This is a genomic window from Leucobacter aridicollis, from assembly GCF_024399335.1.
Taxonomy (GTDB): domain Bacteria; phylum Actinomycetota; class Actinomycetes; order Actinomycetales; family Microbacteriaceae; genus Leucobacter; species Leucobacter aridicollis_A.
Window position 1 is genome coordinate 581198 of the sequence record NZ_CP075339.1, and the last position, 25253, is coordinate 606450.

Annotated in this window: 23 protein-coding genes; 16 read left to right on the forward strand and 7 right to left on the reverse strand. The window is 65.5% G+C overall.

Annotation, left to right across the window (positions count from 1 at the left end):
• Positions 1–29 precede the first annotated feature (29 nt).
• Complete coding sequence (locus KI794_RS02535; protein ID WP_255809025.1) at positions 30–2402, reverse strand: chitobiase/beta-hexosaminidase C-terminal domain-containing protein; 2373 nt, start codon at positions 2400–2402, stop codon at positions 30–32.
• A 426-nt stretch (positions 2403–2828) separates the two neighbouring features.
• Entirely contained in the window at positions 2829–3710 is an 882-nt protein-coding gene (locus KI794_RS02540) for an A/G-specific adenine glycosylase (RefSeq protein ID WP_255809027.1), read from the reverse strand.
• 112 nt (positions 3711–3822) lie between these two features.
• Between KI794_RS02540 and truB the strand changes: the two genes are divergently transcribed.
• The 6 genes from truB (at position 3823) to KI794_RS02570 (ending at position 10057) form a co-directional block, all read left to right on the forward strand.
• The gene (gene truB, locus KI794_RS02545; RefSeq protein WP_119281362.1) at positions 3823–4809 is read left to right on the forward strand and encodes a tRNA pseudouridine(55) synthase TruB; all 987 of its coding nucleotides are present in this window, start codon (positions 3823–3825) and stop codon (positions 4807–4809) included.
• The gene (locus KI794_RS02550; protein ID WP_119281304.1) at positions 4806–5162 is read left to right on the forward strand and encodes a hypothetical protein; all 357 of its coding nucleotides are present in this window, start codon (positions 4806–4808) and stop codon (positions 5160–5162) included. Before truB ends, KI794_RS02550 begins: the two co-directional genes overlap by 4 nt.
• Positions 5163–5230: 68 nt before the next feature.
• Complete coding sequence (locus KI794_RS02555) at positions 5231–5614, forward strand: hypothetical protein (protein ID WP_119281303.1); 384 nt, start codon at positions 5231–5233, stop codon at positions 5612–5614.
• A complete protein-coding gene (locus KI794_RS02560; protein ID WP_119281302.1) occupies positions 5614–6564 on the forward strand; it encodes a bifunctional riboflavin kinase/FAD synthetase in 951 nt (316 codons plus the stop codon). The genes KI794_RS02555 and KI794_RS02560 overlap by 1 nt, the downstream gene beginning before the upstream one ends.
• A 223-nt stretch (positions 6565–6787) precedes the next feature.
• Positions 6788–8929 carry a DEAD/DEAH box helicase gene (locus KI794_RS02565; protein ID WP_255809028.1) on the forward strand — a complete coding sequence of 714 codons (2142 nt, stop codon included), beginning with the start codon at positions 6788–6790 and terminating at the stop codon, positions 8927–8929.
• A 93-nt stretch (positions 8930–9022) separates the two neighbouring features.
• Positions 9023–10057 carry a 6-phosphofructokinase gene (locus KI794_RS02570; protein WP_255809029.1) on the forward strand — a complete coding sequence of 345 codons (1035 nt, stop codon included), beginning with the start codon at positions 9023–9025 and terminating at the stop codon, positions 10055–10057.
• Between the two features lie 423 nt (positions 10058–10480).
• On the opposite strand, the gene KI794_RS02575 is transcribed toward KI794_RS02570, so the two are convergent.
• Both KI794_RS02575 and KI794_RS02580 read right to left on the reverse strand, forming a co-directional pair.
• Entirely contained in the window at positions 10481–11563 is a 1083-nt protein-coding gene (locus KI794_RS02575) for a hypothetical protein (RefSeq protein WP_255809030.1), read from the reverse strand.
• A 233-nt stretch (positions 11564–11796) separates the two neighbouring features.
• On the reverse strand, positions 11797–12072 hold the full coding sequence (locus tag KI794_RS02580) for a mycoredoxin (protein WP_119281299.1): 276 nt from the start codon (positions 12070–12072) through the stop codon (positions 11797–11799).
• Positions 12073–12313: 241 nt separating this feature from the next.
• Here KI794_RS02580 and KI794_RS02585 point away from each other — a divergent pair, with 241 nt between their 5' ends.
• The 5 genes from KI794_RS02585 to ilvA all read left to right on the forward strand — a co-directional run bounded on the left by KI794_RS02585 (position 12314) and on the right by ilvA (position 17935).
• Positions 12314–13657 (forward strand): inorganic phosphate transporter, encoded by a 1344-nt coding sequence (locus KI794_RS02585; RefSeq protein ID WP_119281298.1) that lies wholly within the window; start codon positions 12314–12316, stop codon positions 13655–13657.
• Complete coding sequence (locus KI794_RS02590; RefSeq protein WP_119281297.1) at positions 13654–13956, forward strand: hypothetical protein; 303 nt, start codon at positions 13654–13656, stop codon at positions 13954–13956. Before KI794_RS02585 ends, KI794_RS02590 begins: the two co-directional genes overlap by 4 nt.
• A 66-nt stretch (positions 13957–14022) precedes the next feature.
• Entirely contained in the window at positions 14023–15426 is a 1404-nt protein-coding gene (locus tag KI794_RS02595; protein WP_255809031.1) for an aldehyde dehydrogenase family protein, read from the forward strand.
• Between the two features lie 65 nt (positions 15427–15491).
• Complete coding sequence (locus KI794_RS02600) at positions 15492–16694, forward strand: AI-2E family transporter (protein ID WP_119281360.1); 1203 nt, start codon at positions 15492–15494, stop codon at positions 16692–16694.
• On the forward strand, positions 16691–17935 hold the full coding sequence (gene ilvA, locus KI794_RS02605; RefSeq protein WP_255809032.1) for a threonine ammonia-lyase: 1245 nt from the start codon (positions 16691–16693) through the stop codon (positions 17933–17935). The genes KI794_RS02600 and ilvA overlap by 4 nt, the downstream gene beginning before the upstream one ends.
• A 72-nt stretch (positions 17936–18007) precedes the next feature.
• Here the strand turns inward: ilvA and greA are convergent, their stop codons facing one another.
• The gene (greA, locus tag KI794_RS02610) at positions 18008–18490 is read right to left on the reverse strand and encodes a transcription elongation factor GreA (protein ID WP_119281294.1); all 483 of its coding nucleotides are present in this window, start codon (positions 18488–18490) and stop codon (positions 18008–18010) included.
• Positions 18491–18610: 120 nt separating this feature from the next.
• Positions 18611–19033: a DUF4307 domain-containing protein gene (locus tag KI794_RS02615; RefSeq protein WP_255809033.1), complete on the reverse strand. Its 423-nt coding sequence runs from the start codon at positions 19031–19033 to the stop codon at positions 18611–18613.
• 84 nt (positions 19034–19117) lie between these two features.
• On the opposite strand from KI794_RS02615, the gene mca reads away from it, so the two are divergent.
• From mca to recQ, 3 genes are read left to right on the forward strand one after another with little or no spacing between them, the layout of a single operon-like run.
• Positions 19118–19987, forward strand: a complete 870-nt coding sequence (gene mca, locus KI794_RS02620; RefSeq protein ID WP_255809034.1) for a mycothiol conjugate amidase Mca — start codon at positions 19118–19120, stop codon at positions 19985–19987.
• Positions 19984–20310, forward strand: a complete 327-nt coding sequence (locus KI794_RS02625; RefSeq protein WP_255809035.1) for a hypothetical protein — start codon at positions 19984–19986, stop codon at positions 20308–20310. The genes mca and KI794_RS02625 overlap by 4 nt, the downstream gene beginning before the upstream one ends.
• 4 nt (positions 20311–20314) lie before the next feature.
• Positions 20315–22150 (forward strand): DNA helicase RecQ, encoded by a 1836-nt coding sequence (recQ, locus tag KI794_RS02630; protein ID WP_255809036.1) that lies wholly within the window; start codon positions 20315–20317, stop codon positions 22148–22150.
• 20 nt (positions 22151–22170) lie between these two features.
• Here recQ and trhA read toward each other — a convergent pair whose 3' ends face one another.
• Complete coding sequence (gene trhA / locus KI794_RS02635) at positions 22171–22989, reverse strand: PAQR family membrane homeostasis protein TrhA (protein ID WP_119281289.1); 819 nt, start codon at positions 22987–22989, stop codon at positions 22171–22173.
• Positions 22990–23111: 122 nt separating this feature from the next.
• Here trhA and KI794_RS02640 point away from each other — a divergent pair, with 122 nt between their 5' ends.
• Positions 23112–23897 carry an isoprenyl transferase gene (locus tag KI794_RS02640; protein ID WP_119281288.1) on the forward strand — a complete coding sequence of 262 codons (786 nt, stop codon included), beginning with the start codon at positions 23112–23114 and terminating at the stop codon, positions 23895–23897.
• 40 nt (positions 23898–23937) lie between these two features.
• Entirely contained in the window at positions 23938–25239 is a 1302-nt protein-coding gene (locus KI794_RS02645) for an amidohydrolase family protein (RefSeq protein ID WP_255809037.1), read from the forward strand.
• The last annotated feature ends 14 nt before the right edge of the window (positions 25240–25253 follow it).

A 25253-nucleotide genomic window follows, 5' to 3' on the forward strand; every position in this document is an offset into this window, starting at 1 on the left:
CCTCCACCCGGGTATACGCCGGCACGCAGCTAGTTTGTGCGCATGCGGCGGGCGGCGAGCAGTGCGCCTCCAGCGCCGAGCGCGACGACAGCGAGCACACCGACGCCCGCGAGCACGGCTGATCCCGTGTTGGCAAGCGGGTCACCGTTTGCCGTGTTCCCCTGGGTCGCTCCTGTGCCCGGTGTATCCGGGCTGTCGGTGCCTGGCGTTGTCCCAGGGTCCGTGCCCGTGCCGGTTTCAGGGTCGGTAGAGGTTTGCCATGCTGTCAGCGCTGCGGTGAGCTCGTCGGTTGCGGCGTCGAGTGCGCTCTGTGGAACATTCAGCGTCCCTTGGATCTCTTCTGCCTCGGCAAGTTCGGCGCGGAGTTTCAGCTCGGTCTCGTCGCCCGAGGCGGTTACTCGGGCCTGAGTCGTCGCAGCAGCGTCGATCGCGGCGTGTGCTTTGGCGATCGCCGCGGCAAGACCGCCGCGGTCAACGGGCACGAGGTGCGCGGCGAGTTCCTGAGTCGCGTCTGCGATTGCCCACGCTGCCGCATCCGCCGCATCCTGCGTTGTGGGCGCGGCTTCGATCCGCGACCGCAGCTCTGCCGCGGCGAGTTTCGCGGCGGAGACATCTGCTACGACGACGTCGAAGTCAGCGGGCTCAGCGGGCGACAGCACGCCGAGAACTCGCTCGACCCTCTCGACGACAGCGGTCGCCGCGGTGGTTGCGCGCTCGATCCCGCTGCGGTCGATGTCGCCGGCGGTGAATGCGAAGCTGCGCGGGGCGCTCGCGTTTCCGTAGGAGTCGTACGCCGTCAGCGTCGCCTCGTAGCTGCGGCCAGACTCGAGCGTGCGGTCAATCGGCTGGCCGACCCTGTCGCCCGCGCGCACGGCAAGCGGAATGTCGAGTACTGCGGGCTTCGGGGCGACAACGTAGTCGGAGTAGATCCTCCCGTTCGCAGGCACAAGCGTGGTTGTCGCGCCACTCTGAGCATCCTTCACCACGAGGGTGTACTCAGAGGTGAACTGATCATCGCCGGCCTGGGGGAGCCGCAGCACAGGCCCACTCTCGGTCTGACGCACTGTCGGCTGCTCTTCGCCCCAGGTCGGCGCGACCGCGTTGCGGTTCGCCTTGGTGTACGTGAATTTCGCCTGAGTCTCGGCCGGGGTCGCGCCCCGGGCGATTGTCCAGGTCGGGCCGGCGAGCGAACCGGAAGAGTTGAAGGGTGGCTTCTCCTGGAAGCTCCAGACGCCCTCGTCAGTGTAGGTGCGGCCTGGGTCGGCCGCGTAGTTAATCCTGTCGATCTCAATGCGGTCCGCGTAGACGTCGACGACGACTGACTGGGCAGTCGGGATCGTCGCGTCGCGGGCGAGGCCCGGGCCGAACGCCTGGAACTTCCCATCGTTTTCCCCGTATGACATCGACCCCTCGTTGACCGAGGTGAAGTCCTCTTGGTGGATCGAACGCTCGTCGGTGATGTTCAGGTGGGAGTGCCCCGAGAAGTAGACGACCTGTGGGAAATCGCTGAGGTTCTGCTTCAGGCCGGAGTTGGATGCCTGCGCGCCGTCCCAAACTGTCGCCGGGATCGGCCTATGGCCGAACACGAAGATCGGCTGGCCCTGAGTGGCGGGATCCTTCGAGAGCGCGTCGAGCCTGCCGTACAGCCAGTTCGCCTGTGCGATATTCCAGGCTTCGGTGTTCACTACGAAGGCGGGGAAGCCGCCAATCTCCGCTTCGTAGTAGCCGGTTTCGCCTGGGAACCAGGCGTCAGGGTACTGCTCGGCCATGCGGTAGACACGGTCGTCGTGGTTGCCGAACGACATCATGATCTTTGTGTCAGTCATGCCTGTGCGCGCGAGGTTCTGTTCGAGCATGGTGCGCGGGTACTGATGGTCTGACGCGGTGTTGAAGTGGTTGTCGTTGATCTGGTCACCGTTTGAGATGATCGCGTCGGGGCTCGGCATAATGCGCCGTAGCGTGTCGAAGTAGCCCGTCCACTTGTCCCACGACGGACCGGTTCCCGTTGAGAGATGGATGTCACTCATAACGGCGAACTGCGAGAGTGGCTCCTCAGCAGACTTCACGAGAATGCCCCGGATGGTCGGGAGGCTCTCGGCACGGTCGGTGAACGCGACCGCGGTGACGTTCGAGGTGCGTTCGACTGCGATTGGGCCGGTAGCCAGCTGGCTCTTTCGGGTCGGGTGGGTGCCGTCAAGGGTGTAACGGATTTCCGCGCCGGCCTGGGCGGTGAAGGTAATGCTTTGTGGGCCGACGTAGCGGCCGCTCTCGAGGCTCGCCGCGGGTGCTGCGACTTCGCTCTGGGTGACCGCTGCTGCAGCGGTCGCAGTGGGAAGCGCGGCTTGCACTCCAAGAAGCGCGACGCCCGCGAGCGCTAGCCCCGCAAATCTGCCGATTGACATGGATTCCTCTCTTTCGTGCGCCGCGTGAGACGCTCAGGTATCCAAGTTGTCTATACAGCGTGGCCGCAGCTCGACGGCAGCGTGACGGTGCCATGAATTCTGCTTCACTCGTGGTTCACCGCCCCGCTCGGATTATCTCCCCCGGAGAGTTGGCAGTTGTGGTCACTTGGCGAGCGCCCAAGCGACCACAACTGCCAACCCGAGCGGGGTCGGAGGCTGGCGAGGAGGCCGGGAGGCCGGGAGGCTGGGAGGCCGGCTGGGAGGCAGGTGGGGGAGGCCGGCGAGGAGGCTGGGAGGCCTGCGAGGAAGGCCGGGTGGCAGGTGAGGAAGGCCGGGTGGCAGGTGAGGAAGGCCGGGTGGCAGGTGAGGAAGGCAGGGCGGCAGGTGAGGGAGGCAGGGCGGACGGCCACAGCTGAGGGAGGCCGGCTAAGGGAGGCGGAGCCCGCCCTCGAACTCGACGACGAGCCCATCGGCGATGAGTGAGTCGAGGGCCCGTTGCGGCTGGGCCTCGTCGCGCGCTTCGCCAACGCGGCCCCCCTCGGCTGCGGCCGCGAGCGCCGCCGCAGGATCGACGGCCTCCGTCGCGCCGCGGAGAAGCTGCATGATTTTGCCACGCGCCTGCCTGTCACTGCCCTCGAACGATGCCTGCTTGGGTCGCTTTGTTGGCGCATTGTCTGGGTAGCCAGCGCCCCGCCACTCGCAGAGCTCGGCGATGGGGCATTCGCCGCACTTCGGCGCCCGGGCCGTGCACACAGTCGCGCCGAGCTCCATTGCTGCAGCGTTGAACACCGCCGCCGCGTCGCGCTCGGCTGGCAGCAACGCGGTCATGTCGTCGAGGTCGCGCGGGGCCGGCATGCCTGCCGCAGCCTTGCCGTGCACGGCGCGCGCGATCACGCGGCGGGTGTTGGTGTCGACGACTGGGTGCGTGTCACCAAACGCGAAGACCGCGACCGCCCGTGCCGTATACGGGCCGATTCCGGTGAGCGCGAGCAGCTTGTCGATGTCGGCGGGCACCTGGTCGCCGTGCCGTTCGGCAATCTCGACTGCGGCCCGGTGGAGCCAGAGCGCACGACGCGGGTAGCCAAGCCGTTTCCACGCCCGCACTGCCTCGCCAGGTTCGTCGGCGGCGAGCGCAGAGGGGGTGGGCCAGCGATCCATCCACTCGAGCCAGTGCGGTATGACCCGCTCCACCTGGGTCTGTTGCGACATGAACTCGGAGACGAGGATGCCCCACGCCGACGTCTCGGGCGCGCGCCACGGCAGATCTCGCGCTGCAGTGCCAAACCAGTCGATGAGGGCGTGGCTCATGGCCGACTGTTTCGCCGCTGGCTCCCGAAGACTTCCCACCCCTCGAGTCTACGAGGCGGCGCGGTGTCGGGCCGTCCACCGGCGTTAGGCTTGGGGGGTGAAGTTTGCAGATATGCCGCAGGGCGCGATCTTGCTCGTTGACAAGGTTGAGGGCTGGACGAGCCACGACGTTGTCGCCAAGAGCCGTCGGGCTCTCGGCACCAAGAAGGTCGGCCACGCCGGCACCCTCGACCCGATGGCGACGGGGTTGCTCGTGCTCGGTGCGGGTCCGGCGACACGGCTACTGACGCACCTCGTCGGGCTCGACAAGACATATACGACCACGATCCGGCTGGGGCTCTCGACTGTCACCGACGACCGCGAGGGAGAGATCACTGCTGCGGCCCCGGCGGGTCTCGTCGCTGAGGTATTCGCGAATCAGGATCGCATCACCGCCGGCGTCACAGACCTCACCGGGCCGATTGAGCAGGCGCCGAGCGCTGTGAGCGCGATCCGTGTCGACGGCAAGCGTGCTTACGATCGCGTGCGCGCGGGCGAGGACGTCGTGCTGAAGAAGCGCCCGGTCACGATTCACGGGTTTGATATTGGCGAGCCGCGGATCCTGACAGTGCCGGGACCAGGAGGCGAGCCCGTCGAGGTCATCGACTTAGACGCTGTCGTGCGCTGCTCAACTGGAACGTACGTGCGCGCGCTCGCACGCGACCTCGGCGAGAAACTGGGAGTCGGCGGCCACCTCACCGCGCTCAGGCGCACCGCCGTCGGGCCGTTCTCTGTTGATGCGGCGACGCCGCACGCACAACTCGTCGGCGATGGCACGGTTGCCGGTGACCCCGGCGTTCTGTACCCGCCGGCGGATATCGCGCGCAGGCTGTTCACAGTGCTTGAACTCGACGCCGAGGAAGCGAAGGATCTCGCGAACGGGAAGCGGCTGAGTGTCGATCCTGAACGGCACGCGCCCGCCCCGCTCGTCGCGGCGATCTTCCCCGGCAGCGATTCGGATGCGGCGGGAGACAGACTTGTGGGCCTTGTCGAGATCAAGGGCGGGCGCAGCCGCGTCATCACCAACTTCCCGTCACAAGAAACCGGAGGGGCAGCATGATCGCCTGGTTCAGCTACGTCACGATCGCTGTCTCGTTGGTCGCCGCAGTGATGTGCGCGGTGCAGGGGCTGCGCAAGCAAGCCCCGAACGACTACACGATGGGGGCGACGGCGCTCGTCGCGGTACTGCTCGTCGTGCAGGTTGTGATCTCGATCGTCGCGCCGTTGGCTGGCAACGCGCCTGTCGGTGACCCGCTTGAGTTCTGGATGTACCTCATCGTCGCCCTCGCGCTTCCCATCGGTGCGGGCTTTTGGGCGCTCATCGACCGCACACGGTTCGCGAACCTCGTGCTCGCGGTTGTTGGGCTGTCTGTCGCGGTCATGACGTATCGCATGCTCGTGATCTGGGGATAGTGGGCGAGTACACTCAAAGGGTGAGTAACGTGGCAACTAGTGCAGAGACAGAGCAGCGCAGCGAGAAGATGAGCGGGCTTGGGCGGGTGCTCATCACCGTCTACATCATCCTCGCGATGGCGGCGACGTTCCGCTCGGTCTACCAGATCATGACGAAGTTCGACGAGGCTCCGCTCGCCTACATCCTGTCTGCAGTGTCTGGTGTCGTGTATATCGTCGCGACGATTGCGCTCATTCGCCGGGGCCGTGGCATCTGGCGGCCAATCGCCTGGGCTGCGCTGCTGTTCGAACTCGTCGGCGTACTCGTCGTTGGCACCCTGAGCATCACGATGCCGCAGCTCTTCGGGCACCCGTCAGTCTGGTCGTTCTTCGGCCAGGGCTACGGCTTCATCCCGCTCGTACTCCCGATTCTCGGCCTCATCTGGCTCTCCAAAGAGAAGCAGACAGTCTGATGCAGCTATTCAGCGCTATCGACGAACTCCAGCCGGAGAACTTCTCCACTGGCTCGGTCGTCGCCGTCGGCAAGTTCGACGGCGTGCACCGTGGACACCAGGCAATCATCTCGTCGCTGCTGCGCACGGCGCGAGCTGAGGGGCTCCACTCTGTCGTGTTCACCTTCGCGAACAATCCACTGAGCCTGCTGCGGCCAGAAATCTGCCCGCAGCCGCTCGCTAGCAGGGCCCAACGCCTCGAACTCGTAGAGAACGCTGGCGTCGACACTTGTGTCATGGTGCAGTTCGACGAGGCGTTCGCGTCGATCCCAGCGACTGAGTTCGTCGAACGGGTCCTCGTTGGCCAGCTGAATGTGCGCCATGTGCTCCTTGGCGAAGACTTCCACTTCGGGCACCGTGGCCTCGGCGACGCGGCACTTCTGCGCGAGCTCGGGCCGAAGTTCGGTTTCACCGTTGAGGTCGTCGCGAGTGTTGGCGACGACGAAGACGCGGCCGTGTCCTCAACGATGATCCGCGATGCGGTGCTGTCCGGTGACCTTGTGGCCGCGCGCGCAATGCTTGGTAGGTGCCACGCGGTGCGCGGCGAGGTCGTACATGGCGACGCCCGCGGCCGCGAACTCGGCTTTCCGACAGCGAACCTCGGCGGGACCGTCGAGGGGCTTGTTCCCGCGCACGGCGTCTACGCGGGATCTGTCGTTATCGACGGGCGCGAACACGACGCTGCGATTTCGGTCGGTGTGAACCTCACCTTCGAGCCTGAGGGGGAGCCGCGAGTGGAAGCGTACGTGCTCGACTTTGCTGGCGACCTGTACGGCAAGCAAATGGAGGTGCGGTTCGCGAAGCGGATTCGCGAGATGCTGCCGTTTAGCTCCGTCGAGGCGCTCATCGAACGGATGCACGAGGACGTGGCTGAAACCCGCGAGATCCTCGCTGCTGTCCGCGAGGGCTGACGTCCGAGGGCTGAACAGAGAGCGAAGTTCGCGCTTCCCGGGCGCGCCCACAAGCATCGGGTGGTAAGATCGGGGCATAGTCGAGAGACGTGTGACTCGAATCCCGTGCAACGTGCGGCTCAGATTCTAGACGCTCGACCGGCTTCGCCCCGAATACGGTAGGGGCGCATGCTACGTGTCGCCCCAGTTCGGTGCGTCACGCACAGATCCTCCAGGAGAGCAATTGGCAAGCAGCACTGCCACCCGCCAGCCCGCAAAGCGTCAGCGTTCCGGCGGAGCGCGTAAGCACGCGCACAACGAGGGCATCATCCCGCTCCTCGCGCGCGCTGTGCGCGAGGTCGAAGCGTCCGCTCAGCGCGGCAAGGCGAGCCCGCAGAACCGTACGAAGTTCCAGGTCATCGCTCTGCTGATGCGCGAGGAGCGCGCTCGAGTGAAGACCGAGGAGGGCGTCAGTGACACCGAGCGTGCCGAGACGCTCAAGCGCCTTGACGGTGTCGCCGCGATCCTCGCAAAGACTGCCGCCCGAGACACGAGCCTCATTACGCTGCTCGAACCCGGAGCGACCATCACCGATGCGACTCGGCAGCTCAAGCGAAAGATGCTCGTGCAGGCCGGTATCGAGGTCCCCGAGGAAGCGCCCGCAGAGGCAGAACCCGCGAAGACCCTCGTGCCGCCGGAGCTCGCAGAGCGCCAGGTCGAGCCCGCGCGGATTCACTCTCGCATGCTCGCAAACCCCTTCCTCGCGCCCTCGCTCGAGGCGCCCAAGCAGCCGACACCGGTCGTGCGTCTCGCGAACTGGGAACTTCTCAACCCGCTCCTCAAAGCATTCGAACAGGGCGGCGGCGGGGCAGCCTGCATGGAGCTCCCTGAGGCGCCCGTGCCCGACAGGCTCGCCCCTGCCGGGCTTGAGCTTATGCCCCACCAGGCGCGCTTCCTCGCAAGCGTTCGCGAGGGCCACCGCAGCTTCCTGCTTGCCGACGAGCCCGGCCTCGGAAAGACGGCGCAGTCCGTGCTCGCCGCCTCCGTCGCAGACGCGTACCCGATGCTCGTCGTCGTACCAAACGTCGTGAAGATGAACTGGGCGCGTGAGGTTGAGCGCTGGACCCCGCAACGGCGTGTCACAGTCATCCACGGCGACGGCGAAAAGATGGACGCGTTCGCAGACGTCTTCGTGGTGAACTACGACATTCTCGACAGGCACCTCAGCTGGATCTCGCGCTTCGGGTTCAAGAGCATGGTCGTCGACGAGGCTCACATGATCAAGAACACGCATTCACAGCGCTCGCGCAACGTGCTCACGATCGCCGAGAGTATCCGGGAACGCACGCGCGGGTCCCAGCCGCTGCTGGTCGCACTGACAGGTACCCCGCTCATCAACGAGGTTGATGACTTCCGCGCCATCTGGCGCTTCCTCGGCTGGACCGACGCTGACAAGCCTGGGCCCGAGCTGATGGCCAAGCTTGAGAACAACGGCTGGACGCCGGCCGACCCGCCATTCTACCCTGAGGCGCGCCAGAGCGTCATTGAGATGGGAATCGTGCGTCGACGCAAGATCGACGTTGCTCAGGATCTCCCCGCGAAGCGCGTCGTTGATCTTCCAGTAGAACTCGACGACGAGGCGGGTCGCGGGATCCGCGCCGCCGAGGCGAAGCTCGCCCAGAAGCTGTACGACCGTTTCGCCACGGTCAAGGCTGGCAAGCTCGGGCAGAAGCTCTCGGACGAGGCGATCATTCGGATGGTCGCGGCTCAGGAGCTCGAAGAGTCGAACGCTTCTGCTGACGGGCTCAATGTCTTCACGATGGTGCGCGAGATCGGCATCGCCAAGGCTGGCCTCGCCGTTGACTACACCGCGCAGCTCGCGCGATCGGTCGGCAAGGTCGTGTTCTTCGCGAAGCACATCGACGTCATGGACCGCGCCGAAGCGCAGCTCGCCGAGGCAGGCCTGAAGACGATCTCGATTCGAGGCGAGCAGAGCTCGACGTTCAGGCAGGAGCAGATCGACGCGTTCAACAACGACCCCGAGGTCTCGGTTGCGGTGTGCTCGCTGACCGCGGCAGGCGTCGGCGTGAACCTGCAGGCCTCCTCAAACGTTGTGCTCGCCGAGCTGAGCTGGACGGATGCGGAGCAGACACAGGCGATTGACCGCGTCCACCGCATCGGGCAGGAAGAACCCGTCACCGCCTGGCGTATCATCGCGGCGCAGACGATCGACGCCCGTATCGCGGAGCTCATCGACGGCAAGGCGGGCCTCGCGGCACGGGCACTCGACGGTGCGCCGGCGGCAGAGGAGAACGCCGATCCCGTGCAGCTGCTTGCGCTCATGAGTGTTCTGTCGCGCGCGGTCTCGGCGGCGGAGAACGACTGAGTTCTCAGGCGCGCGGGGCCTGGCTGTTCCGCGCGCCAAAATGGCGCGAATCTATGTGTCTGTAGCATTCGTGCCACCGCTAGCATGGTGACCATGCGTATTGGTGTGCTCTGCTCGGGCGGCGATAGCCCGGGCATGAATGCTGCGATTCGTGGCGCCGTGCTTCGCGGCGTCGACGTTCACGGCTTCGAGATGATCGGCTTCATCGACGGCTGGCGAGGCTTCCACGACGGCGAGTTCGTCGAGCTTGACCGCCCGACAGTGCGTGGCCTATCGCCGCTCGGCGGCGTCTTCATCGGAACGAGTCGTGTTCCACCGTGGGAGGCCCCAGTCACGCCAGAGGCGCTCGACGCGCTGAGCGCAAAGATGGCGGGCTACGGTCTCGACGGACTCATGCTCATCGGCGGCAACGGAACCCAAACCGTGTCTTCGATCCTGTGGGACGCAGGTATCAACGTCGTCGGCCTCCCGAAGACGATCGACAACGACCTCGCGGGCACCGACTACACCTTCGGTTTTGACACCGCAGTGTCGATCGCTTCCGAAGCCATCGACAGGCTCCGAACGACTGGAGACTCCCACCGCCGCTGCATGGTGCTTGAGGTCATGGGCCGCGACGCCGGGTGGATTGCGTTGCACGCGGGCATGGCGGGTGGAGCGCAGGCGATGCTGCTTCCCGAGTTCCCCGAGAGCCTCGAACAGGTGTGCGCCTGGGTCGCCAACGTGCGCGACCGCGGTCGTTCCGCGCTCGTCGTTGTCGCTGAGGGGTTCAAACTTGAGGGTTCAGATGACGCCGTCACTCGCGATGGGCTCGATGGCTTTGGCCGCCCGCGCCTCGGGGGCGTCGCCGACATGCTCGCGCCCCTGATCGAAGAGCGCACAGGTATCGAGACGCGCTCGACGGTGCTCGGGCACGTGCAGCGAGGCGGCTCGCCCACGGCGTTTGACCGCGTGCTCGCGACGCGCTCAGGCATCGCCGCTGCCGACGCAGTGCTTGCCGGGGACTGGGGCAAGATGGCTGGCCTTCGCGGCGACCGGATTGAACTCGTGCCCTTCTCAGAGGCCGTCGGCAAGTTGAAGACGGTGCCGGAGGCTCGCTACGCGGAGGTCCGCCTCAACTTCGGCTGACCTGCGCCCGGCCTGCGCCCTGCGGCCTTGCGGCATGGCGCGGCATGGCGCGGCCCGTGGCCCGCGGCCTTGCTGCCATGCGGCCCCGCGCGGCCTGCGGCCCGCGGCCTGCCCGGCGCGGCCTTCATCTCGCCCCGCCGCCTCGGCCCGACCCCACCAGCCCAAGGGACAGCCCGATGTACACAGTTCCCACAGAAGCACACGACTTCTACGCGCAGAAGTCGTGTTCTTCTGTGGGAACCGTGTACAGCCGGGTCTGGCTCGCTGCAAGGGCCGGGATGGACCGGGTGGAGGATCGGGTCTGACCTGGTCTGGTCTGGTCTGGTCTGGCGGAGGGTCGGCTCGGACGGGTCCGCTGCAAGGGCCGAGCTGGGCGGAGGATCGGGTCGGGCCGGCTGCAAGGGCTGCGCCGGGCTTCGCTGACTAAGGTAGGCCCTTCAAGAACGCGGTTACGCGCGGACCCCAGCGCTCGTTCGGCTCCCCAGGCACCCGCACCCCGTGCGCTGCCAAGAGTGCTCCGAAGCGTTCACGCGAGAACGCCTCGGCGGAGCCCCACCGGATGGGGCGCAAACCGGTGGTGCCCGAGATCCAGTCGGTGCGGCGTTTCTCGGCGAGGACGATCTCTGCCGGGGTCTGTCCGCGGAGCATTGCAGTGTCCAAGTATTTCTGTTTGCCGTCTGCTTCTCCCCAGAAGCCCGTACCTGTCAGCCGGAAATCGAGAAAGACCTCGCCCCGACCTGCACCGCGCACCCCGACCTGCAGGTCAACGTCGACGCCGAGCTCCACGAACCGTAGCCGCGAGAGGCTTTCAAGCGGCGAGTCTGCTCGCGGATCAGCCAACACGGCGACGGCTTCAATGGCTCGACTGCCTGGCCTGCCGCGCAGCGACTCGGAGCGCCGAAGCATCCCATCGCGCCAGGCGTGCACCGTGGCGGCATCTATCAGCCGCCCGACCCGCGCTATCTCACTGAGGTGCGTGTCTGCGCTTGCGAGCGCGATCGTGAACGGGCCTGCACGTGCGAGGTCAGCGATTGTTCGGTCGGCCGTCGTCCGTCGAAACCTTTCGCAGCTGTCGACGTCGCTCGCCGCAAGCTCGGCGCGATGGCGAACGACCGTGGAGCTCGGTGATGAGGGGCGCGTACGGGACACAGTGACTTCCACGACCCGCGAGTTCGAGCCTGGACCCGCAGACGTCTGCCGACGTCCCGCGTCACGCAGCCACCGAGACAGCGCCGGGAACCCATGGAGCAGGGCAGCACTGCCATGGGAGAACACCGGGGGCCTCTGAGCGCTGCCGTGCGCGGCGAGCAGTGCCGCCAGATGTCGCGTCTCAGCCGACGCTGACTCCCAGAAGCTGCCAGAAATGTACCAGCCTTGGCGCAGCCGAACGAGTGACGAATTTCGAGTGGCGGCCGCGATGTCGCGCTCACTGACACCCGAGCGTCGCAGCTCAGCGGCACGGAGCAACTGGCCTGCGACGGCTTCGATCTGTCGAGAGGATGGCACTCGGATAGTCTGACCGAGTTATCGGCCCTCCGAGGGGATACCCACAGGCGGCGCGCGATGCCGGGGAAGCTGGGGTGGTGTTGACGAGGCTGCGATGCCGGGGAAGTGGGGGTGCTGTTGACGAAGCCCCAATGCCATGGGCTGCGGTGTGGCGGACGACGTCAGTGACGCCGGGATGACCGATGAAGCCCCGAGGCCAGACAGGCGCCGGGGCTTCATCGACGAGGGGCGGGTTACAGCCCCAACTTGGCCTTCACGTCGTTCAGCGAGGGGTTTGTTGCGGTCGTACCGTCGGGGTAGACAACCGTCGGAACTGTCTGGTTGCCGCCGTTGACCTGCTCGACGAGCTCTGGCGTTCCCGGGGTGTTCTCGATATCAACCTCGGTGAAGCCGATGCCGGTGGCCGAGAGCATCGTCTTGAGGCGCTTGCAGTACCCACACCACTCGGTCGAGAACATCGTGATGGCCCCCGCCTCGGGGGTGAAATCTGAAATCTGTGCGGTGCTCATTGCACGCTCCTCACTCTGGTTGCCAGCGGCTTCGCCTGTCCACTCCAACATACGCTGCTGACGCGATATTCCTGCGGTGAGAGCGCGAAGATGAACGGAAGGTGAACGACCAGGGTCTAGCTTGACCGAACCATTGCGAGGTGCCAACATTTAGTTAGCGCGCGCGTGAACGGCACGTAAACCGTTGTGAGCGAGCACGCGATGAAACTCATCAATTTCTAACGCCGAACGGAAGGCGCCGGTGGAATTCACCCTCATCGTGCTGCTAGTTATTGCGCTGGCACTCTTCTTTGACTTTACGAACGGCTTTCACGACACAGCCAATGCGATGGCAACTCCCATCGCCACTGGTGCGCTCAAGCCGAAGACCGCCGTGCTACTTGCGGCAGTTCTCAACCTCATCGGGGCATTCCTGTCGACGGAGGTCGCCAAGACGATCTCTGGCGGTCTGATTCGCGAGGGCTCTGACGGCGGGGTGCTGATCAGCCCCGAGATGGTTTTCGCCGGCCTCATTGGCGCGATCGTCTGGAACCTCGTGACGTGGCTCTACGGCCTTCCGTCGAGCTCGTCTCACGCCCTGTTCGGTGGCCTCATTGGTGCCGCGGTTGTTGGTGCGGGTTTCTCGGCGATTGATGGCGGCGTCTTCATGTCGAAGATTCTGCTGCCTGCCCTCGCGGCTCCACTCACCGCAGGCCTTGTCGCGTTCGCCGCCACTCGAGTCGCCTACGCGATCACCCGCCGCCATGACGGCCGCAAGGACGGCCGCGGCCGGTTCAGGTACGCCCAGATCGCGTCGTCGTCGCTGATCGCTCTCGCGCACGGCACGAACGACGCACAGAAGACGATGGGCGTCATCACGCTCACCCTTGTCGCCGCCGGTTTGCAGGATCCCGGTACGGGGCCGCACTTCTGGGTCATCGCAACGTGTGCGATTGCGATCGCGCTCGGCACCTACTCGGGCGGTTGGCGAATCATCCGCACCCTTGGCGCGGGCCTCACTGACGTGAAGCCTGCGCAGGGCTTCGCGGCTGAGACGTCGACGGCTGCAACCATCCTCGCGTCCAGCCACCTCGGGTTCGCGCTCTCCACGACCCAGGTCGCATCGGGCTCCGTCATTGGTTCGGGTCTCGGGCGCAAGGGGTCGACGGTCCGTTGGCGGACTGTGGGTCGTATCGCTTCGGGCTGGCTCTTTACGCTTCCTGCAGCCGCGATCGTTGGTGCTGTCGCCGCCCTGATCGCACACCTCGGCACCTGGGGCATCATTCTTGACGCTGTGCTGGGCCTGTTCTTCATTCTGTTCATCTTCTGGCGTTCGCGCCGCAACAAGGTTGACGCGGGCAACGCGATCGCCGTGCCCGACGTCGCCGAGTCTGGTTATGCCGTGCGCATGGGCAAGGGCCGTGTCAAGAAGGTTCCGACGAAGACCGGCACTGTTCCGCCGCTCACGCCTGTCGCGCAGTCGGCGGTGCGCTCTGACAAGGCGAAGCGCGCGGCCGAGAAGGCAAGGCGCGAGGCCGAGAAGGCTGCTCGGAAGGCAGCAAAGAAGGCCGCGGCTCAGAAGCAGCGCGAGGGAGGCAACGCATGAGTGATATCAACTGGTTGGCGTTTCTCACGGTGTTCGGCGCCGCGCTGTTTTCGGCAGTGTTCGTTGTCGCCCTGTACTCGCTTGGTATTCGCTTCTTGGCGACGCCTCCCAAGCCCGCACGCAGGCCTGACGGATCGATCGAGCCCGTCGGCCCGGACCGCGACGACGAGGACGACGACATTGACGAGGAGGCTGGCCGTCCGCTGTGGGCGACAATCGCCGCCAACACGTGCTTCGCTCTGTCGGTCGTCGCTGTGCTCGTCGGCATCTACCTGATTGTGCCCGCGCTTCACGGCTAGCCCGCACACAGCGAACTGCGCCCCTGGTCCTGTTGAAGGCCCAGGGGCGCAGACTATTCTGGGCGCATGAGCTTTACCGCAATTGATCGCATCCCAGGGATCGTGGCTGGTCTTCGCTACACGTTCGACCAGGGGGTGACGCGCCCCGAGTCGTGGCGGTGCGAGCAACTGACGCGGCTGCGCGACCTGCTGCTCGAGCGCGGCGCCGACTTTGAGCGTGCACTTTTCGAAGATCTTGGCAAGGCAGGCACCGAGGCGCAGCTCACGGAGATCGGGTTCTTAGTTGCAGAGATCGATCATGCGCTCTCGCACCTGGGGAGGTGGATCCGGCCGCGCCGTGTTGGGCTCCCGTTGGCGCTGCAGCCCGCTCTGGGGAAGGTGGTTCCAGAGCCGCTCGGCGTCGTGCTGGTGATTGCGCCGTGGAACTACCCGCTCATGCTCGCGCTGTCACCGGTGATTGGTGCACTCGCCGCGGGCAACTCGGTCGTGATTAAGCCGAGCGAGCTCGCGCCCGCGACGGCCGAACTCATCTCCCGGGTTATCCCAGACACGCTCGACAAGCGCGCGGTCGCGGTTGTCGAGGGGGCGGTGCCCGAGACCACAGCGCTCCTCGCCGAGCGATTCGATCACATCTTTTACACGGGCAACGGCAAGGTCGGCAGGATCGTCGCCCGCGCTGCCGCAGAGAACCTCACCCCCGTCACGCTCGAGCTCGGCGGGAAGTCGCCCGCCTACGTCGATGATTCGGTCCCGCTCGATGAGGCGGCGAAGCGTCTCGTGTGGGGCAAGTTCATGAACGTCGGGCAGACCTGCGTCGCCCCCGACTACGTGATCGGTTCACGTGAGGTGCTTGCGAGGCTCGCGCCGCTGCTCGCCGACGCCATTCACGAGTTGTATGGATCGGCGGCACAGCAGAACCCCGACTACGGGCGGGTCGTGAACCGTGCCCAGTTCGACAGGCTTGTCGGTTACCTCGCTGATGGTGAGGCAGCCGTCGGCGGTCACTACGACGCTGAAGCGCTGCACATCGACCCGACGGTGCTCACCGGTGTTTCACGTGAAGCGCGAGTGATGCAGGAGGAGATCTTCGGGCCGATCCTTCCGCTCGTCGAGGTTTCCGATCTCGACGATGCACTTGCCTTCGTCACGGGTAGGGACAAGCCGCTCGCCGCCTACGTCTTCAGCGATGATTCAGACGTTCGCAGGCGGTGGGAGCGCGAGACGAGTTCTGGCGCCCTCGCGTTCGGCGTTCCGGTGATGCACCTCACCGCTCCCGAACTGCCGTTCGGCGGGGTCGGCGAGAGCGGTATGGGCGCCTATCACGGTGAGCTCTCGTTCCGAGTGTTCAGCCACGAGAAGGCTGTGCTCGCGAAGCCGCTGCGGCCCGACACTCTCGCGGCGACTGTCATGCCCCCATATACCGCCGCGAAGGATGGCGTCGCGCGGAAGTGGCTGCGGAAGCTCCTCTAGTGGGTGCGAGGGGTTCCTGGCCGCTCACCCACATACGTGCATATGGCGATCAGTAGACTGTGCACGTGGAAGAGCCAAACAAGACCCCGGACGCGGTGTCGCCGACTGAGCGTGCCGAACAGGAGCTGCCGCTTGGCATCCGGGTCGCCGCCGCGTGGTCCTGGCGCCTCATCATTATTGTTGTTGCCGCCGGCGCCCTGATCTGGGGCATCGTGCAGGTGCGGATCATTGTGATTCCGCTGCTCATTGCGATCCTCCTCACTGCGCTACTCAACCCCGTTGTTGATTGGTTCATCAGGCGCGGGCTTCCCCGCTGGTCTGGCGTTGTCGGCGCGCTTGGCGTGTTCATCGCGGCGCTGTGGGTGCTCATCTGGCTTATCGTGACGCAGCTGCGCGACGGCTTCGGGGATTTCTCGAAGCGCTCGGTGGAAGTCTGGAACGAGATCCTCGATTGGGTGCAGCACAACACCCTCGGGATCCCTGTCGACCAGCTCGACGACCTGATGAACCAGGCGCTGCAACTGCTCGAGAACAACCAGGGCACACTGTGGACGGGCGCGCTCGGCGTTGCAACGACCGCAACCCAGGTCGCCACGGGCCTGCTGCTCACGATCTTCTCACTCATCTTCCTGCTGATTGATGGCAAACGCATTTGGTATTGGGTTGTCGGCTTCGCCCCTGCCCGAGCGCACGCGGCGTTTGACGCCGCTGGCCGCGCCGGCTGGGTGTCTGTCGGGCAGTACGTGCGCGTGCAGATCTTTGTCGCCTTCGTCGATGCTGTCGGTATCGGGCTCGGGGCGACGATCCTGGGGGTGCCGTTTGCGATCCCTGTCGCGATCCTCGTCTTCCTTGGTTCGTTCATTCCGTTCCTCGGCGCGATCGTGACTGGCGCGCTTGCCGCGTTCATCGCGCTCGTCTACAACGGCCCCGTGACCGCGCTCATCATGCTTGGCGTCGTCGTGCTCGTGAACCAGATCGAGGGCCACGTGCTGCAGCCGCTGGTGATGGGCAATGCGGTTCGGGTGCACCCGCTCGGCGTCGTACTTGCCGTGACGACGGGTACTCTGCTCGCTGGGATCCCTGGCGCACTGTTTGCGGTGCCGATCGCGGCCGCGGCGAACACGATAGTGAGCGTGCTCGTGAAACGACAGTGGGAGTCAGGTACGGACCCGGCGGCGGAGTTCCATCGAAAAGACCAGGTCCATCGCGTCGCGAGAGCGCGCGCAAAAGAAGCAGCGAAACACGCGCGGAAAGGAAACATCGCATGAGCGACGCCTACACGGCCCCAACGCTTGAAGACTTTGAGCGAGCCCTTGAGCGGGTGCATCGAATTACGCAGCGCACGCCGCTTGAGACGTCACGATTCCTTGCTGGGATCAGTGGTGCGCCGCAGGTGTACCTGAAGTGCGAGAACCTGCAGCGCACCGGAGCGTACAAGCTTCGTGGCGCGTACAACCGCCTGCTGCAGCTCACTGAGGAGGAGCGGGCGCGCGGCGTCGTCGCGGCCTCGGCCGGCAACCACGCTCAGGGTGTCGCGTTCGCCGCACGCGAGCTCGGGATCAAGGCAACTATTTTCATGCCGAAGGGCGTCGCCCTGCCCAAGCTGCAGGCGACCCGCAACTATGGCGCAGAGGTGCAGCTTGCGGGTGACATCTTTGACGAGACAGCCGTGGCCGCTCAGGAGTTCGTCCGGGAGACTGGCGCTGTCTTTATCGCGCCGTTTGATGATCATGCTGTGATCGAGGGGCAGGGGACTGTCGCGCTCGAGATTCTCGAGACGGCTCCCGAAGTCGAGACAATTATCGTGCCGATCGGTGGTGGCGGCCTGATCTCTGGCGTTGCCGCCGCCGCAAAGCAGTGGGCAGCGAAGCACGGCAGACCGATGCGGATCATCGGTGTGCAGGCCGAGAATGCTGCGCCGTTCCCGGTCTCGCTTGCGGCTGGCGAGCCCGTCACCGTGAAGACGTCGCCGACGATCGCGGACGGTATCGCAGTCGCGAGACCAGGATCGCGGAACTTCGAGGCGGTGCGCGAGTACGTCGACGAGATCGTCACTGTGAGCGATGACGACATCGCCCGCGCGATCGTGCTGCTGCTCGAACGTGCGAAGCTCGTCGTTGAGCCAGCAGGCGCCTCGGGTGTCGCGGCGATCATCGCCGACAAGGTGCAACTCACTGGCCCGACCTCGGTGATCCTGTCTGGCGGCAACATCGACCCGCTGCTGCTGCAGCGCGTTATCGGCCACGGCCTTGCCGCCTCGGCGCGCTACACGAAGTTGCGCATTCTGTTGCCCGACGTTCCCGGGCAGCTCGTGCGGACTGCCTCGATCGTTGCCGAGCAGAACGCGAACGTTGTCGAGGTCATTCACACGCGCCACGCGACCGAACTCCCGGTCAGCGAAGTCGAACTTGAGCTGCACATTGAGACCCGCGGCGCGGAGCACGGCGAGGCTGTCGCTCAGGCGCTCCGCGATCAGGGCTACCAGGTGCGAGTCGGCGAACGCTACTGACACGAGGTATAAACGTCAGTGCCCGGGAGCTGGATAGCTCCCGGGCACTGACGTTTATGTGGACTGTGCGTGTTACGCGTAAGTGTCGACTGCGAGCACCTTCACGGGAATCTCCTTGCCGTTGGGTGCCGTGTAGCTCGCCTCTTCGCCGACCTTCAGCCCGAGAATGGCAGCGCCGAGCGGGCTCTCAGCACTGTACACGTCGAGGTCAGAGCCGTCTGCGAGGTTGCGGTTTCCGAGGAGGAACCGCTCTTCGTCACCAAACACCTCTGCGGTCACGACTGTGCCGACAACGACGACGCCGTTGGCCTCTGGAGCTTCGCCGACCGTCGCGTGCTTGAGGAGCTCGGTAAGGTCGCGGATACGCGCTTCCATCTTGCCCTGCTCGTCTTTCGCGGCGTGGTAGCCGCCGTTCTCCTTGAGGTCCCCCTCCTCGCGAGCCGCCTCGATGCGGGCCGCGATGTCCTTTCGGCCCGCGCCGGAGAGTGCGTCGAGCTCGGACTGCAGGCGGTCGAATGCCTCCTGCGTGAGCCAGGTCTGCGTGGTCTCGGCCATGGTGTCCTCGTTCCTTGGGGGAAGGTTCGCCCACCGAGGGAGAGCGAACCCGCTGATCTATGACGAACGCCCCGTCGAGCAGGGCGTACGGCACAAGGGTATCAGTGCAGGTTGTGCTGGCTAGCGTTCGACGGGCCAGCACGCCTTCGCGTGGGCCGCCGTCGCCGGCCCCAGCGTGACGATGTCAACGCTGACGGTCTGGGAGCGGCCATCGATAACGGGAAGGTCTACGATCTTCCACCCGACGGTTGCTTTCGACGTGTTGAGCGCCTCGACGGCGCAGCTGACGGCAACGCCGGGGTCGGCGTTCACCTCGAACTTGGTGCTCGCGCTGAAGGCGTCGCCAGGGCCGCCCTCGTTGTGGAGTGTGAAACCGATGTTCTGGAACTCGGTGGTGCTCTGCCGCCAGTTTCCGAACGCGATGACGAGTAGCCCGACCAGAATTGCGACCGAGGCGAGCGACCAGCCGATACGCCGATCCCACCGCTTGGAGCGGCTCGCGCCGTAGCGGTCGGCTACGGTGTCGCTGGCGGTTTCGGTCACGGGGAACCTCCGGTGTGTGCTGGCTAGACTAGTCCCGTGCCAGCGTATCGGGATCGCATGATCGCTGCATGTGAAAGGACGCCCATGACGCTCAGATTGATCGCCGTACACGCGCATCCCGACGACGAATCGAGCAAGGGAGCAGGCACCTACGCCCACTACCTTGACCGGGGCGTCGAGGTGCTGATCGTGAGCTGCACGGGTGGAGAGCGCGGCGACGTGCTCAACGAGCTAGCGGCCCGCGACCCGCGGAGCCGCCGCGATCTCGCCGGCCTGCGACGCAGCGAGATGGCCCGCGCACAGGAAATCATCGGCTTCGAGCACACGTGGCTCGGCTACGAGGATTCGGGGCTTCCAGGCGAGGGGGAGGATATCCCCTCAGGATCGTTCGCCGACGTGCCGAAGGAAGTGTCGGCCGAGGCACTCGTGCGCGTGGTTCGCGCGTTCAAGCCGCACGTGATGATCACCTACAACGAACAGGGCGGATACCCGCACCCAGACCACATCCGCACCCACGAGATCAGCATGATTGCGTGGGAGCGTTCGGGAGACGCGAGCGCGTACCCGGATGCCGGCGAGCCGTGGGAGATCGGAAAGATGTACTACGAAGACATCTTCAACTCTGAGCGGGTGAAAGCGATCCGTGCGTGGCTCGTGGAGAACGACCCGGAATCCCCGGTACTGACGCGCATCGATGAGATGAGCGAATGGCTGCTGCGGCGTGGCTACACCGGAACCGCTCGCGTGAATGTTGGCCCGTTCCTCGACAAGCGCGACGACGCGCTCCGAGCGCACGCGAGCCAGGTGTCGCCCGACAGCTCGTTCTTCTTCTGGCCGAACGAGGTTCAGCTGCAGGCGTGGCCGTTTGAGGATTACAGGCTGGCGGGCTCCAGAGTCGAGACCAGCGAGTTTGAAGCAGATCTGTTTGAAGGAATTGAGGAGAACGCACGATGAGTGTTGTTTCGAGCGTGGCGCTTGCCGCTCAGTCATTTGTTGCCGAGGCTGTCATCGCGATCGCCGCGAAAGACGGCGAGACGTTTGACCCAGACAAGGTCACGCCTGGCCCCGAGGGGTTCATTGCGACCGCAGTATTCGCGGCCGCCGTTATCGCGCTCGGGTTTCTGCTCGTGAAGCGCCTGCGCCGTAACACCTACCGCCACGAGATCCGCGAGGACATCGCGGCGGAGCTCGCCGAGAGTGGGAACGCTGATGGTGCGGGGTCCGAGAACAACGCACGCGGTGATGGGAACGACGGATCCCGCAGCACTGGAGCCTAGCTGCATGACGGGCGTTGTGCGCGACCCCCAGGAGATCCTTTCGGGGGTCTTTGGGTACAGCGAGTTCCGCGGCGAGCAGGAGGCGATCATTCGCCACGTTGTTGCTGGCGGGGACGCGGTCGTGCTCATGCCAACTGGCGGCGGCAAGTCGCTGTGCTACCAGATCCCGGCGATCGCCCGCGCGGGCACCGGCATTGTGCTGTCGCCGCTCGTGGCCCTTATGCACGATCAGGTGATGGCGCTGCAGCTCGCTGGGGTGCGCGCCGCGGCGCTGAACTCGTCGCTCGCGCAGGAGGAGCGGCGGGCCGTCGAAGCCGCCTACCTCAACGGCGAGCTCGACGTGCTCTATCTCGCGCCAGAGCAGCTTGCGGTGCCAGGCACCGTCGATTTTCTGAAGCGGGGAACTGTCGCCCTGTTCGCGATCGACGAGGCACACTGCGTATCGCAGTGGGGCCACGACTTTCGGCCCGACTACCTGCGGCTCGGCGCCCTCGCAACTGAATGGCCAGACGTGCCGCGGATCGCGCTCACGGCGACCGCGACGCCCGAGACTCACCGGGAGATCACTGAGCGGTTGTTCCTCGCGGACGCCCGCCACTTCGTGTCGAGCTTTGACCGCGCGAACATCCGCTACCAGATCGTGCCGAAGCAAAATGTGCGCTCGCAGCTGCTCGCGTTTATTCGAGCGGAGCACCAGGGTGAAGCCGGAATCGTGTACGCGCTGAGTCGCAAACGGGTCGAGCAGACGGCGGCCGCATTGCGGGATGCCGGAATCGACGCCGTTGCGTATCACGCTGGTTTGCCCGCAGACGTGCGACTCGATGCTCAGACCCGGTTCCTTCGCGAGGACGGCGTGGTTGTAGTCGCGACGATCGCATTTGGGATGGGCATCGACAAGCCCGATGTTCGGTTTGTCGCACACATCGATCTACCGAAGTCCGTCGAAGGCTATTACCAGGAGACTGGCCGAGCCGGGCGTGACGGAGCGCCCTCTGAGGCCTGGCTCGCGTACGGCCTCGCCGACGTCGTGCAACAGCGCCAGTTCATTGATTCGGGTGACGGAGACCAGGCGACCCGGGCCAATCAGACCCGCCATCTCGATCACATGCTCGCGCTGTGCGAGAGCGTCACCTGCAGGCGCAGGTACCTGCTCGGCTACTTCGGCGAGCTCGACGCCCCCGAAAGCTGCGGCAACTGTGACGTCTGCCTGGACCCGCCGAAGCTCTGGGACGCGACGGTTCCCTCGCAGATGCTGCTGTCGACGATCATCCGTACGCAGAACGAGCGCGGGCGCACATACGCTGCCGGTCAGCACATCGACGTCCTTCGCGGAGTGGGGTCCGAGCGCGTCAGCCAGATGCGGCTTGACGAGCTCTCAACCTGGGGCATTGGAACCGAGTGGACAGTCGCGCAGTGGCGCGGCGTCGTGCGTCACCTTGTCGCAATTGGGCTGCTCGAAGCTCGGGGCGAATGGGGAGTGCTCTGGCCGAGCGAGGCAGCGAAGCCGGTGCTCCGCGGGGAAGAAAAGGTGCTGATGCGCGAGGAAGTCATCGCGCGAGCGACATCGACGCGGCCGAGCAGCGGGGCGAAGCGTTCTGCAGCCGCAGCGGATCTCACGGCCGAGCAGGCCGAGGTGTTCGAGCGGCTACGGGCGTGGCGTGCCGCCGAGGCGAAGGAGCAGGGCGTGCCTGGGTATGTCGTGTTTGGGGATGTGACGCTCGCGGCGCTCGCCACCCATCAGCCAACAACTGACGATGGGTTGCTCGCAATCTCAGGCATCGGGCAGGTCAAGCTTGAACGCTATGGAGATGCGGTGCTCAGGGTGCTCGCCGGCGAGTAGCCGTCGGCTGCGCCCGCGCGCTACTGCAGATAGATGGGGTCGAGCGCGAGCAGCAGTGCAGCTGTCCAGTGACACAGAAATGCGATCACCGTGAGCGAGTGGAAGATCTCGTGGAACCCGAACACCCCAGGCACCGGGTTGGGCTTCTTGAATCCGTAGACGACTGAGCCCGCTGTGTAGAGCAGGCCGCCCACGATCACGAGTACCATCGCGGCGAGGTTCGCGTGCGCGATGTCGACGATGTACATCATTGCCGCCCAGCCGAGCAGCAGGTAGAGCGGAACGTACATCCAGCGCGGCGCGCCGATCCAGAACACCCTGAAGCCGATTCCGAGGAGCGCTCCCGCCCATACGAGCACGAGCAGCAGGATCCCCTTCTCAGGGGGAAGCGCGAGCAGCGCGATCGGGGTGTACGTGCCAGCGATGAGCATGAAGATGTTCGCGTGGTCGAGCCTACGGAACAGCTGCTTCGTCGTGGGCTTCCAGTTGATGCGGTGGTAGAGCGCAGAGACGCCGAAGAGCAGCATGCTTGTGAGCATGAAGACAGCCGATGCCCACTTCGCGAGTGCGCCGTGCGCGAGCGAGATGAGCACGATGCCTCCCGCGACGGCGATGGGAAACGTGCCAGCGTGGATCCAGCCGCGCCAGCGTGGCTTTACCTCGTCGGTAGACGCCTCGTCGTCGCCGCCGTGCTCGGCTTCGTGTTCGAGTGCGTCGTCGAGGAGCGGCAGGGCGAACCTGTCGGTGCCCTGGTCAGCCTCACTCTCGGGCACAGGTGAGGCGGTGTCTCGGGGATCTAGCGGCGCGCCCACCGCATCCTCTGCATCGGAAACGGTCATGCCCTGAGTGTATGGTCCCAACAGATCTCGCGGGGTATATATGTAGGCTACCCCCACTTGTCGCGCGGCTGGGCTGATGAAACACCCGGGCCCAGGCGGCGGCACATCGCTAGACTACCCAGGTGACCCCCCAGCCCAAACCGCCGCGCACCGGCCTGCTGTACCGCCTGTACCAGCAGCGTCTGCGGCGTGAGATCGTCGACGCGCGCGTGCCGCACCACGTTGCTGTCATCGTCGACGGGAATCGGCGCTGGGCGAAGCAGCGGCTGCAAGAGCGTGCGGCGTTTGGGCATCGAGCTGGCGCCCGCAAGGTTCCCGAGTTTCTCGGCTGGTGCGAGAACGCGGGCGTGAAGGTCGTGACGCTCTACCTGCTCTCAGCCGACAACCTGAACGCCAGGGGCAGCGACGAGCTCGAGGATCTCTTTGGGATCATTGCCGAACTTGCCACCGAGCTCGCCCGCAACCCTGCCTGGCGGGTGCAGCATGTCGGCTCGTGTGATGGGCTCGCCCCGGAGCTCGCGACGGCTCTAGCGGCGGCGGAGGAACGCACGCGGGGAAACACTGGCCTGCACGTCAACCTCGCAGTTGGGTACGGTGGCCGCAGTGAGATCGCGGCGGCGGTGCGCAGCGTCATTGAGGCGCATCAGGAGGATGGCGGTACCCTCGAGAACCTTGCCGAGACCCTGACCCCCGACAAGATCGGTGAGCACCTGTGGACGCGGGGACAGGCCGATCCGGATCTTGTCATTCGCACGTCGGGTGAGCAGCGCATCTCGGATTTCATGATTTGGCAGTCGGCGCACTCGGAGTTCTACTTCGTCGAGGCACTGTATCCCGACCTGCGCGAGGTCGACTTCCTCCGCGCGTTGCGCGACTACTCTGCTCGCCAGCGCAGGCTCGGCGGCTAGCCCACTGCCACAGACCTGCCGCGCCCGGTAGCCTTGGCGCATGACGACTGAGACAGTGCTTCGCGCCGACTCCATGCTCACGCCGGCCGGGACGGTGGCCCCCGCAGAGCTCGCCTTCGATGAGACGGGGCGCATCAGCTACGCCGGGCCGCCGCGCGCCGAAAGCGTTGTGACGCATGACCTCGCGGGCCATGCGCTCATGCCGGGGCTCACCAACGGTCATACCCACTCGGCCATGACCCTCCAGCGAGGCGTGTCAGACGACGAGAGTTTCATGCAGTGGCTCGCGACCGTGCAGGGCATCGAGCAGCGGCTCACCCACGACGATCTCGTCGCGGGGCTCGAGCTTGCGCTGCTCGAGATGATTGAGACAGGGACTGTCGCGTTCGCTGACATGTATTACTGGGATGAGGCGCTCATCGAGCGAGTTCGCGCTGCCGGCATGCGCGTGTTTGCGGCGCTAGCGTGCAGTGCGAGCGACCACGTTGCCTACCCAACTGTCTCTCCGATGACGGGGGCCGAGGTGCTCGACGAGGTCGAACGGCTCGCAGACCGCTACCGCGAGGACCCACTCGTGCGGGTAGGCTTCGGGCCCCACGCCCCCTACACGTGCACACCCGAGTTTCTGCGCGAGGTGCGGGAGCGGGCGCTCGCCGGCAACATTCCGATCCACACTCACGTCTCGGAGTCGGCTGCCGAGGTCGCGCAGATTCGAGAGCAGTACGGGAAAACGCCTGGAGATCATCTCGCATCGCTCGACTTCTTCGACGCTGAGGTGCACGCCGCGCACTGTGTGCACCTCACCGAGGGCGAGATCTCGACGTTTGCCGAGACCGGCACTTCCATCAGCCACAACCCTGTCTCGAACCTCAAGCTTGGCAACGGTATCGCCCCGTTTCCCGAGATGATCGGCGCTGGCCTCGCGCTCGCGATCGGCACTGACTCGGTCGCGAGTAACAACTCGCTTGACCTGTTCGAGGAGTTGAAGCACGCAACGATTCTGCACCGGGGGGCTCGCCAGGACGCGGCGGCAGTGCTCGGTCCGCAGGTGCTCGACATTGCGACGAGGGGTGGCGCCGCTGCAATCGGGTTCGCTGATTCGGGGGTACTCGAAGCAGGCAAGTTCGCCGATGTCGTCGCGGTCGATCTTCGCGGCACAGCGGCTGCGCCACTCGCGCCAGAGTCCCTCGTGGCGCATCTCGTCTATGGTGCGACCGGAAGGGACGTGCGGCATGTCTTCATCGGAGGCCGTCACGTCTATGCAGACGGGGAGCACCTCACGCTTGATGCCGAGGGTGTACGCGAGCGCGCGCGGGTCGCGCGAGCCCGGCTCGTGTCGTAGCTAGCGGTCGGCAG